Source organism: Sphingomonas sp. 3-13AW (assembly GCF_049311085.1).
Classification (GTDB): Bacteria; Pseudomonadota; Alphaproteobacteria; order Sphingomonadales; family Sphingomonadaceae; genus Sphingomonas.
This window is the reverse complement of sequence record NZ_JASNVZ010000009.1, coordinates 23,141-34,505: the sequence shown is the minus strand read 5'-3', so window position 1 is coordinate 34,505 and position 11,365 is coordinate 23,141. Positions and strand designations below refer to the sequence as shown.

Sequence of the window (11,365 nt, the reverse complement as noted above, 5' to 3'; positions counted from 1 at the left end):
CTGCCCCTTGTTACGGCATTTCCATGACCTATTCCCCGCTCGCAGCGCAGATCGTCGACACGCTCAAACATCGCATCGGCAAGGACGAGCGGGCAGCACACCCGCACGACTGGATGGCCGCGACGATCCTGACGCTGCGCAACGACATCATCGATCGCTGGATGGAGTCGACGCGAGAGGCGCATGCGGCCGGGGCCAAGCGGGTCTATTACCTCAGCCTGGAGTTCCTGATCGGCCGGCTGCTGCGCGATACGCTCGCCAACCTCGGCCGCGATGCCGAGGTGCGGGATGCGCTTGCGTCGCTGGGCGTGGACCTGACCCAGATCGAGGAGATCGAACCCGATGCCGCGCTGGGCAACGGCGGGCTGGGGCGGCTGGCAGCCTGCTTCATGGAAAGCCTCGCGAGCCTGGGCCTGCCGGCCTATGGCTATGGCATCCGCTATGTGAACGGCATGTTCCGCCAGCGGATCAATGGTGGCTGGCAGGTCGAACTTCCCGAAACCTGGCTCGCCTATGGCAACCCCTGGGAATTCGAGCGGTGGGAAAGCGCCTATCTGGTCGGCTTCGGCGGCGAGGTCACCAGCAACGAGGAGGGCCGCGCCCATTGGAAGCCGGCCGAAGCGGTGGAGGCGATCGCCGTCGACACGCCGGTGGTCGGCTGGCGCGGCCGGCGGGTGAACACCCTGCGCCTGTGGACCGCACGCGCGCTCGATCCCATCCGGCTCGACCAGTTCAATGCGGGCGACCATCAGGGCGCGCTCTCCGGGCAAGTCGCCGCCGAGACGCTGGTCCGGGTGCTGTATCCCGCGGACTCGACACCCGCAGGCCAGGAATTGCGGCTGCGGCAGGAGTATTTCTTCTCCTCCGCGTCGATCCAGGACATCGTGCGGCGGCACCTGCAATATTTCGGCGACATCACGACCCTGCCGGAGAAGGCCGCCATCCAGCTCAACGACACCCACCCGGCGGTGGCGGTGGCGGAGCTGATGCGGCTGCTGCTCGACCAGTACGAGGTGCCGTTTGACGAGGCATGGGACATTGCGCGGGCGACCTTTGGTTACACCAACCACACGCTGTTGCCGGAAGCGCTGGAAAGCTGGCCGCTGCCGCTGTTCGAGCGGCTGCTGCCGCGGCACATGCAACTGGTCTATGCCATCAATGCCAAGCTGCTGAAGGAAGCGCGTGAGACGCCTGGGATCGACGACCGTGCCATCGCCGCGATCAGCCTGATCGATGAGGGTGGCGAGCGCCGGGTGCGCATGGCCAACCTCGCCTTTGCCGGCGCGCACAGCATCAACGGCGTGGCGGCGCTGCATACCGAGTTGATGAAGAAGACGGTCTTTGCCGACCTTCATCGCCTCTATCCCGACCGCATCAACAACAAGACCAACGGCATCACGCCGCGCCGCTGGCTGCACGAGTGCAACCCGGGGCTCACCCGCCTGATCGCCGACGCGATCGGCCCGGCGTTCAAGGATGACGCAGCCAAGCTGTCGCTGCTCGCGCCCTTTGCCGAGGATGCGGGCTTCCGCGAGCGGTTCGCGAGCGTGAAGCGCGCCAACAAGGTGGCGCTGGCCCAGCACATCAAGGCCGAAATGGAGCTGTCGCTCGACCCGGACGCCATGTTCGACGTCCAGGTGAAACGCATCCACGAGTATAAGCGCCAGTTGCTGAACCTCGTCGAGACAGTAGCGCTCTATGACCAGATCCGCAGCCATCCAGAGCGCGACTGGGTCCCCCGGGTCAAGCTGTTCGCGGGCAAGGCGGCACCGACCTATTGGACCGCCAAGCTCATCATCAAGCTGGCCAACGACATCGCGCGACGCATCAACGCCGATCCCGCGGTCGGCGGCCTGCTGAAGGTAGTGTTCCTGCCCAACTACAATGTCTCGCTGGCAGAACGCATCATGCCTGCGGCCGACCTATCGGAGCAGATCTCCACCGCGGGCATGGAGGCGTCGGGTACCGGCAACATGAAGCTCGCGCTCAACGGCGCCCTCACCATCGGCACGCTCGACGGCGCCAATATCGAGATCAAGGAGCGGGTCGGCGACGAGAATATCGTCATCTTCGGCCTCACCGCCGAGCAGGTCGCCGAGCGCAGCCGCAACTATCATCCGCGCGAGTGGGTCGACCGCTCACCGCCGCTCGCCCAGGCGCTGTCCGCGATCGCCTCCGGCGTCTTTTCGCCCGACGATCCGGGCCGCTATGCGGGCCTGGTACAGGAGCTCTACGACCAGGACCGTTTCTTCGTGGCGGCCGACTTCGACAGCTATGCGGCAGCCCAGCGGGAGGTGGACCGTCGATGGAGCGACCCCGCACGCTGGGGCGCGGCCGCCATTCGCAATGTCGCGGGCATGGGCTGGTTCTCATCGGACCGAACCATCCGCGAATATGCGCGCGACATCTGGCACGTACCTGCCCTGCCCCAGAGAACCGGAACGCCTGGCTGAGCGTTCTGAAACCATAACAACAAAAGCCGACGGGAGAGACACGATGATCGAGAGGCGCGGGCAGCCGCTGGCACGCGACGCTATGGCCTATGTGCTGGCCGGCGGACGCGGCAGCCGCCTGGCGGAACTGACCGATGTCCGCGCCAAGCCGGCGGTCTATTTCGGCGGCAAGTCCCGGATCATCGACTTTGCGCTGTCCAACGCGATCAACTCCGGCATCCGGCGGATCGGGGTCGCGACGCAGTACAAGGCGCATTCGCTGATCCGCCACCTGCAGGGCGGGTGGAACTTCCTGCGGGCCGAGCGCAACGAAGGCTTCGACATTCTTCCGGCATCGCAGCGTATCAGCGAATTCCAATGGTATGAGGGCACCGCCGACGCCGTCTTCCAGAACATCGACATCATCGAAAGCTATGCGCCGAAGTACATGGTCATCCTGGCCGGCGACCATATCTACAAGATGGACTATGAGCTGATGCTCCAGCAGCATTGCGAAACCGGCGCTGACGTGACGGTCGCATGCATGGAGGTACCCCGGCTCGAGGCGAGCGGCTTCGGCGTCATCGCAGTCGACGACCAGAGCCGCATTACCGACTTCGTGGAAAAGCCCGCCGATCCGCCGGCCATGCCGGGGCGTCCGGACGTCGCGCTCGCATCCATGGGCATCTATGTCTTCAACACGGCGCTGCTGATCGAGCAGCTGCGCCGGGATGCCGCCGATCCCGGGTCGGCCCGCGACTTCGGCAAGGACATCATTCCCTACCTCGTCCGGCACGGGAACGCGGTGGCGCATCGCTTTTCCGACTCCTGCGTGCGCGCGCCCGAGGAGCGGGAGGCTTATTGGCGCGATGTCGGAACGGTCGACGCCTATTGGGAAGCCAATATCGACCTGACCGACGTGGTGCCCAAGCTCGACCTTTATGATCGCAGCTGGCCGCTATGGACCTATTCGGAGGTCACCCCGCCGGCCAAATTCGTCCACGATGCGGAAGGTCGCCGCGGCGAGGCGATCAGCTCGCTCATTTCGGGCGACTGCATCATCTCTGGCGCGTCGATCCACAACAGCCTGGTCTTCACCGGGGTGCGTGCCCACAGCTTTGCGATGCTCGACCAGGCCGTGGTGCTGCCGCGCTGTCACATCGCGCGCAATGCGCGGCTGACCAAGGTCGTGGTCGATGCCGGCGTCCGCATCCCGGACGGGCTGGTGGTGGGTGAGGACCCGATCCTCGACGCCCAGCGGTTCCGCCGGACCGAGAACGGGGTGTGCCTGATCACCCAGCCGATGATCGACCGCCTGGCATGATCCACGCGCTGTCGGTCGCGTCGGAAGCCTATCCGCTGGTCAAGACCGGCGGGCTCGCCGATGTGGTCGGCGCGCTGCCCGATGCACTGGCGCCGCACGGCATCGCCACCACCACGCTGCTCCCCGGCTATCCCAGGGTGCTCGCGCATGTCGGCGGCGCGGAGGTCGTGCACCGCTGGCCCGATCTGCTGGGAGCGGAGGCGCGGCTGTTTGCCGGGATGCTCGGCGAACAGCCGCTGCTGGTGCTGGATGCGCCAGCGCTATTCGCGCGCGACGGCGGTCCCTATGGCGATCCGCAGGGGCGCGACTGGCCGGACAATTGGCGCCGTTTCGCTGCGCTGTCGCGTGCCGCTTCGGACCTCGCGTCGGGCAAGGTCGGCAACCAGCGCTTCGACCTGCTCCACGCGCATGACTGGCAGGCGGGGCTCGCCCCGGCCTATCTGCACTTCGCTCAGAACGCTCGCCGTGTTCCAAGCGTGCTGACCATCCACAATATCGCGTTCCAGGGCAGCTTCGATGCCGGCGTGTTCGGGCAGCTGGGCCTGCCGCCGCAGGCGTGGGGCATTGAAGGCGTCGAATATTACGGCTCGGTCGGCCTGTTGAAGGCAGGGCTATGGGCCGCGGACGCGATCACCACCGTCAGCCCCACCTATGCGGAGGAAATCCGCAGGCCCGAGTTCGGCATGGGGCTGGAGGGGCTGATCGCATCGCGGGGCGATCGCGTGACCGGCATCCTCAACGGGATTGATCCCGCCGTGTGGAATCCCGCGACCGATCCGCTGCTCGCCGCGCGCTACAGCGCCGACAATCTTGAGGCCCGGATCGCGAACCAGCTGGCAGTCGAACAGCGTTTCGGCCTCTCTGGCGCGGGGCCGATCTTCACCGTCATCAGCCGCCTTACCTGGCAAAAGGGCATGGACGTGCTTGCCGGCCTGCTCGACGACCTCATCGCAATGGATGGACGGCTTGCGATGCTGGGGTCCGGCGATGCTGGGCTGGAACAGGCGTTCCGCGACGCCGCGACGCGCCATCCCGGCCGCATCGGTGTCGAGATCGGTTACGACGAGCCGCTGTCCCACCTGCTGCAGGGCGGCGCTGACGCGATCCTGATCCCTTCTCGGTTCGAGCCCTGCGGCCTCACGCAGCTCTATGGGCTCGCCTATGGCTGCGTGCCGGTGGTGGCGCGGACCGGCGGACTGGCCGACACGGTGATCGATGCCAATGTTGCCGCACTGGACGCCGGAGTCGCCACGGGAGTGCAGTTCGACGGCGTCACGCCCCAGGCGCTCCGCAGCGCCATCGCCCGCACGATCGCGCTGCATCGCGAACCGGCGCGCTGGCGGCAGATCCAGCGCCGCGGCATGGCTGCCGACTTTTCGTGGGACAACAGCGGCGCCCGCTATGCGGCGTTGTACCGGCAGTTGCTCGGCTGACGCCTAGAGCGGCAGCCGGGTCGTCGCCTTGACCTCCTCCAGCACCGCGTAGGTTCGCGTCTCCCGGATACCGGGCATCGCCACCAGCGTGTCCCCCAGGAACGCGCGATAGGCGGCCATGTCGGCGACGCGCACCTTCAGCAGATAGTCGAAGCCGCCGGCGACCATGTGGCACTCCAGCACGTCGGGCACACGCCGGACATGCTCGGCAAAGGCTGCGAAGGCGTCGTCGGTGGTGCGGTCGAGCAGCACTTCGACGAAGATCATCAGGGCGCGGTCCAGCTGCTCGGGATCGAGCAGCGCGGTATAGCCGAGGATGACGCCGCTCGTGCGCAGGCGCTTGACCCGATCGAAGCAGGCGGCGGGGGACAGGCCGCAGCGGGTGGCCAGCGCCTGATTGGTGATGCGCCCATCCTCCTGCAACACGCGCAGCAGCTTGCGATCCATTGCGTCCATCGAAGATCCTTCGGCAAATCCGCCTTTAAGGCCCGGGAATTCGGCATGGCCCGTCAAAATGCAAAGCACAATCGGTGGTGTTTCGCATAGCTCCGGAAGCAACCTGAAAGACCTTCTGCCCGCCGGAGAGCCGAATGCTTCGTTCGTTTGACTGGAACCACCTCGACGCCCTCCAGTACCAGGACGAGGAGGAGACGGTCGCGGACCTGCTGCGCGCCGTCCCCCTGTCGCTGGAGGAGCGCAGCCAGATCGGCAAGGATGCGGTCGCGCTGGTGAAGGCCGCGCGCGCCTCCACCCGCAAGCAGGGTGTGGTCGAGAGCTTCCTCCAGGAATTCTCGCTGGGCACCAAGGAAGGGCTGGCGCTGATGTGCCTGGCCGAGGCGCTGCTGCGCACGCCCGATGCCGAGACCCGCGACCGGCTGATCGCCGAAAAGATCGGATCGGCCGACTGGGCGAGCCATCTCGGCGGCTCCGACAGCCTGTTCGTCAATGCCTCGACCTGGGGGCTGATGCTGACCGGCAAGCTGATCGACGTGGACGAGGAAGCGCGGCGCGACCTGTCCGGTTGGGCAAAGCGGCTCGCGGCGCGCGTTGGCGAGCCGGTGATCCGCCAGGCGGTCGGCGCCGCGGTCAAGATGATGGGCGAGCAGTTCGTGCTCGGCCGCACGATCGAGGGCGCACTCACCCGCGCCAAGCGCGAGGGGTATCTTTGCTCGTTCGACATGCTGGGCGAAGGCGCCCGCACGGCCGCCGACGCCGAACGCTATGAGCGCATCTATGCCGATGCGATTGAGGCGGTGGGCCGGGCGCGCGGCACCGGACTGAAGCCCGAGGACGGCCATGGCGTGTCGGTCAAGCTGTCGGCGCTCTGCCCCCGCTACGAGGCAGTGCAGGAAGCGCGGGTGTGGGAGGAACTCTACCCACGCATGGTGCGGCTGGCGAAGATCGCCGCGAAATACGACCTCAACCTCGCGATCGACGCCGAGGAGTCGGAGCGACTGGTGCTGTCGCTCAAGCTGATCGAGCGGCTGGTGCGCGAGCCGGAGCTGGGGGACTGGACCGGGCTGGGCGTGGTCGTGCAGGCCTATCAGAAGCGCGGCCGCGCCGTCATCGCGGGGCTCGAGGCGCTGGCGCAGGCGAGCGGCCGCCGCATCATGGTGCGGCTGGTGAAGGGCGCCTATTGGGACAGCGAGATCAAGCGCGCGCAGGTCGGCGGCCGCCCGGACTATCCGGTGTTCACGACCAAGCCCGCGACCGACCTCTCCTATCTGGTCTGCGCCGACCAGCTGATCCGCGCCGCCCCCAGCCTCTATCCGCAGTTTGCGACCCACAACGCCCATACGCTGGCAGCAGTGCGGCGGATGGCGGACCGGGCCGGGGTGCGGATCGAGCACCAGCGGCTGCACGGCATGGGCGAGGCGCTGTACCGCTCGGCCGGCGACCGCTTCACGCTGCGCGCCTATGCGCCGGTGGGCGGGCACGAAGAACTGCTGCCCTATCTGGTCCGTCGCCTGCTTGAGAACGGCGCGAACACCAGCTTCGTCCACGCGCTGCTCGACGAGCGGGTGCCTGCTGAAACCGTGGTGGGTGATCCGATCGCGGCGGTGCAGGCGCAGCCCGGACGCCACCTGCGTCTGCCGCTGCCCGGCGACATCTATGGCGCCACCCGCCGCAACCCGCTCGGCCGCGACTATAGCCGGGACAGCGAGCGCGCGACCGCGCGTCAGGCGGCCGAGCTCGGCGCCGCCGACACCATCTCGGCAGGCCCGATCGTCGGCGGCGTGCTGCGTGCCGGCAAGGGGCCACAGCCGATGACCAGCCCGGTCGATCGCAGCCGCCTGATCGGTGCGGTGAGCGAAGCGACGACCGAGGACATCGACCTCGCCGCCCGCACCGCCCGTGCGGCGCAGCCCGCCTGGGATCGCAAGGGCGGGGCCGGCCGTGCCGTCGTGCTGCGCGCGATGGGCGACGCGCTGGAGGCGGAAATGGACCGGTTCGTGGCGCTGCTGTCGCGGGAAGCGGGCAAGACGCTCAACGACGGCGTTGCCGAAGTTCGTGAGGCGGTCGATTTCTGCCGTTATTACGCGCACCTCGCGGAAAAGCAGTTTTCCGGCCTGCAGCCGCTCACCGGGCCGGTCGGCGAGACCAACCACCTGGAGCTGCGCGGGCGCGGGACGTTCGTGTGCATCAGCCCGTGGAATTTCCCGCTGGCGATCTTCACCGGCCAGATTGCCGCCGCGCTCGCGGCCGGCAATGCGGTGCTCGCGAAGCCAGCAGAGCAGACCCCGCTGGTCGCGGCCGAAGCGATCCGCCTGTTCCATCGCGCCGGGCTGGACGCGGACCTGCTCGCCCTGCTGCCGGGGGACGGCGCCACTGTCGGGGCGGCGCTGGTCGGCCACCCGTTGGTGCACGGCGTCGCCTTCACCGGCGGCACCGACACCGCCTGGACAATCAATCGCCAGCTCGCCAACCGCCCGGGCGCCATCCTCCCGTTCATTGCGGAGACCGGCGGCCTGAACGCGATGTTCGTCGACACGACTGCGCTGAAGGAACAGGTCGTCGACGACGTCATCGTCTCCGCGCTAGGGTCGGCGGGGCAGCGTTGTTCGGCGCTGCGGCTGCTGTTCGTGCCCGAAGAGTCGGCCGACGAACTGATCGCGACGCTGGTGGGTGCGGTCGATACGCTGGTGGTCGGCGACCCTGCCGATGCGGCCACCGATGTGGGACCGGTGATCGACGGCGAGGCGCAGGCGATGCTGGAGGAGCACGCTGCCCGGCTGGAACGCGAGGCAACAATCCTCAAGCGGGTCGATCCAGGCATCTGGGGCACACGCGGCAACTTCTTCGGCCCCGTGCTCGCCGAGGTGCCGCGTGCCGACTTCCTGGGCAAGGAAGTGTTCGGCCCGATCCTGCACATCTACCGCTATCGCGCCGACGAGCTCGAGACGATCGGCCGTCAGCTCGCCGCCACCGGCTATGCGCTGACGCTGGGCGTACACAGCCGCATCGAGCATTTTGCCGAGCAGGTCCGTGACCTGGTGCCGGCCGGCAACGTCTATGTGAACCGCTCGATCATCGGCGCGGTCGTGGGCGTGCAGCCGTTCGGCGGCGAGGGGCTGTCGGGCACCGGCCCCAAGGCCGGCGGGCCGCATGCGCTGCTGCGCTATGCGACCGAACGTGCCGTTTCGGTCAACATCACCGCGCAGGGGGGCGACCCCGCGCTGCTGAACCTGTAAGCCTGAACGGGGCGGCAGCCGTCGTCCCGCGCAGTGCGCGTGGTTCGACGGCGGGGCGCCTGCATTGGTAGGAACCAGCCATGGCGCCCTTCACCGTCCGCATCACCGCCACCCCGGCCGACATCGACGAGCTCGGGCACGTCAACAATGCGGTCTGGGTGCGCTGGATCCAGGACGTGGCCACCGCGCATTGGGAAGCCGTAGCCCCGCCCGAACACCAGCAGCGCTACCTCTGGGTCGTGACCCGGCACGAGATCGATTACCGCGGCAACGTCCGCGAGGGGGAGAGTGTGACCGCCGAAACCTGGGTTACCGAACCGCCGCGAGGCGCCCGGTTCGACCGGCACATGCGCTTCCTGGGGGATGATGGCCGCGTGCGAGTCGAGGCCAAGACCACCTGGGCGATCGTCGACCGGGAAACCGCGCGGATCCTGCGGGTGCCGCCCGAGGTGGCGGCACCCTTTCTCGCAGGCTGAGGCTATTCCAGCTCCAGGATGATCTCGTCCACGGTCAGGCTCTGACCCTCGGTAGCGTGGATGATCTTGATGATGCCCGCCTTCTGGCTGCGCAGGATGTTCTCCATCTTCATCGCCTCCACCACGGCGAGCGCTTGTCCGGCTTCCACCGGATCGCCGCTCTCGACGTGCAGGCGCGTGAGAAGCCCCGGCATCGGGGATAGCAGCACCCGCGAAAGGTCGGGCGGCGTCTTCTCGATCATGTGGCGGGTCAGCGCCTCCACATGCGGGGGAAGAACGCTCAGCCAGTGGACGGCACCGCGCGCCGTGAGGCGCCAGCCACCGCGCACGCGTGCGACCCGCACCACCAGTGGCTCGTCGTTGAGCGTTGCCGCGAACAGCGGCTCCCCCGGCCGCCAGTGGCCGACCAGCTCGATCGTATCCCCATCGGCGAAGCGTACCAGCTGCCCGCCCTCGAACGGCTCGACCCGCGTCTCGAAGCGCGCGTCCCCCAATGTGACCACGCGATCGGTCGCCGGCACCAGCGGCTGTCCCAACTGCCCTTCGATCCGCACACCCCGCGCCGCGAGCGTGGTGTCGAGAACGCTCGCCATTGCCGCAAGCTGACGCTGCAGCTCGGGCGAAGGCGCCGCTCCCGTGAAGCCCTCCGGAAACTCCTCGGCAATGAAGCCGGTCGTCAGCGCACCTTCGCGAAAACGTGGATGCTGCATCAGCGCCGACAGGAAATCGATGTTGGTGCCCAGCCCGTCGATCTCGAACCGGTCGAGCGCATGGATCTGCGCGTCGATCGCCGCCTCTCGCGTGTCGGCATGGGTGATGAGCTTGGCGATCATCGGGTCGTAATAGATGCTGACCTCGCCACCCTCGCGAACGCCGTCGTCCACGCGCACGCCGTCCCGCGCGGGCGGTGGGCGGTAGCGGACCAGGCGGCCAGTGGAAGGCAGGAAGCCGCGATACGGATCCTCGGCATAGACCCGGTTCTCGATCGCCCAGCCGGTGAGCTTCACATCATCCTGGGTGAACGCAAGCGGCTCGCCGGCTGCGACGCGGATCATCTGCTCGACCAAGTCGAGGCCGGTGACCTCCTCGGTCACGGGATGCTCGACCTGGAGCCGGGTGTTCATTTCCAGGAAGTAGAAGCTCTCGCCCGTCGGATCGGCGCCCGAAACGATCAGCTCGACGGTGCCGGCCGAGAAATAGCCGACCGCGCGCGCCAAGGCGACGGCCTGCTCGCCCATGCGGCGGCGCATCTCCGGCGTGACGAACGGCGACGGGGCTTCCTCGACCACCTTCTGGTGGCGGCGCTGTATCGAGCACTCGCGTTCGCCGAGGTAGACGATGTTGCCGTGCTGGTCGCCCAGCACCTGGATCTCGATATGGCGCGGGCTCTGGATGAACTTCTCGATGAACACGCGGTCGTCGCCAAAGCTCGCCAGCCCCTCGCGCTTCGTCGCCTCAAACCCCTCGCGCACGTCCGCCTCGGACCAGGCGAGCCGCATCCCCTTGCCGCCGCCGCCGGCCGATGCCTTCATCATCACGGGATAGCCGATCTCCCCGGCGATCCGCACCGCATCCTCGGTATCGGCGATTTCTCCCAGGAAGCCGGGTACGACGTTGACGCCTGCCGCCTTGGCGAGCTTCTTGGATTCGATCTTGTCGCCCATCGCCGCGATCGCGGCCGGGGGCGGACCGACAAAGGCGATGCCCGCCTCGGCACAGGCGCGCGCAAAGTCGGCGCGTTCGGAGAGGAAGCCATAGCCCGGGTGGATGCAGTCGGCGCCGGTTTCCCTGGCCGCGAGCAGGATGAGTTCTGCCTGCAGATAGCTGTCCGCCGCAGGTGCTGGTCCCAACCGCACCGCCTCGTCCGCCATCCGGACGTGGGGAGCGTCGCTGTCCGCGTCGGAATAGACCGCAACGGTTGCAATCCCCATCCGCCTGGCGGTGCGCATCACGCGGCAGGCGATTTCGCCTCGATTGGCGACAAGGATCTTGGTGAACATGCGAGGTC

7 protein-coding genes are annotated in these 11,365 nt (G+C 67.7%); 5 read left to right on the top strand and 2 right to left on the bottom strand.

Going from position 1 to position 11,365, the window contains the following annotated elements; all coding sequences use genetic code 11:
- Positions 1-23 precede the first annotated feature (23 nt).
- The 3 genes from QP045_RS11315 to glgA are packed head-to-tail and all read left to right on the top strand — an operon-like array spanning position 24 to position 5,189.
- Positions 24-2,453, top strand: coding sequence for a glycogen/starch/alpha-glucan phosphorylase (locus tag QP045_RS11315; protein ID WP_422515087.1), 2,430 nt, complete (start codon positions 24-26; stop codon positions 2,451-2,453).
- A 46-nt stretch (positions 2,454-2,499) separates the two neighbouring features.
- Complete coding sequence (gene glgC / locus QP045_RS11310) at positions 2,500-3,756, top strand: glucose-1-phosphate adenylyltransferase (RefSeq protein ID WP_422515204.1); 1,257 nt, start codon at positions 2,500-2,502, stop codon at positions 3,754-3,756.
- Positions 3,753-5,189 carry a glycogen synthase GlgA gene (glgA, locus tag QP045_RS11305; RefSeq protein WP_422515086.1) on the top strand — a complete coding sequence of 479 codons (1,437 nt, stop codon included), beginning with the start codon at positions 3,753-3,755 and terminating at the stop codon, positions 5,187-5,189. Before glgC ends, glgA begins: the two co-directional genes overlap by 4 nt.
- A gap of 3 nt (positions 5,190-5,192) precedes the next feature.
- Here glgA and QP045_RS11300 read toward each other — a convergent pair whose 3' ends face one another.
- A complete protein-coding gene (locus tag QP045_RS11300; protein WP_422515085.1) occupies positions 5,193-5,645 on the bottom strand; it encodes an Lrp/AsnC ligand binding domain-containing protein in 453 nt (150 codons plus the stop codon).
- A gap of 134 nt (positions 5,646-5,779) precedes the next feature.
- Between QP045_RS11300 and putA the strand changes: the two genes are divergently transcribed.
- Entirely contained in the window at positions 5,780-8,881 is a 3,102-nt protein-coding gene (gene putA / locus QP045_RS11295; protein WP_422515084.1) for a bifunctional proline dehydrogenase/L-glutamate gamma-semialdehyde dehydrogenase PutA, read from the top strand.
- A gap of 80 nt (positions 8,882-8,961) precedes the next feature.
- On the top strand, positions 8,962-9,357 hold the full coding sequence (locus tag QP045_RS11290; RefSeq protein ID WP_422515083.1) for an acyl-CoA thioesterase: 396 nt from the start codon (positions 8,962-8,964) through the stop codon (positions 9,355-9,357).
- Between the two features lie 2 nt (positions 9,358-9,359).
- On the opposite strand, the gene QP045_RS11285 is transcribed toward QP045_RS11290, so the two are convergent.
- Positions 9,360-11,357, bottom strand: coding sequence for an acetyl-CoA carboxylase biotin carboxylase subunit (locus tag QP045_RS11285; protein WP_422515082.1), 1,998 nt, complete (start codon positions 11,355-11,357; stop codon positions 9,360-9,362).
- Positions 11,358-11,365: the final 8 nt, after the last annotated feature.

Coding starts and splice junctions, on each gene's coding strand:
- QP045_RS11315 (WP_422515087.1), top strand. CDS start 24: ATGACCTATTCCCCGCTCGCAGCGCAGATCGTCGACACGCTCAAACAT.
- glgA (WP_422515086.1), top strand. CDS start 3,753: ATGATCCACGCGCTGTCGGTCGCGTCGGAAGCCTATCCGCTGGTCAAG.
- QP045_RS11300 (WP_422515085.1), bottom strand. CDS start 5,645: ATGGACGCAATGGATCGCAAGCTGCTGCGCGTGTTGCAGGAGGATGGG.
- putA (WP_422515084.1), top strand. CDS start 5,780: ATGCTTCGTTCGTTTGACTGGAACCACCTCGACGCCCTCCAGTACCAG.
- QP045_RS11290 (WP_422515083.1), top strand. CDS start 8,962: ATGGCGCCCTTCACCGTCCGCATCACCGCCACCCCGGCCGACATCGAC.
- QP045_RS11285 (WP_422515082.1), bottom strand. CDS start 11,357: ATGTTCACCAAGATCCTTGTCGCCAATCGAGGCGAAATCGCCTGCCGC.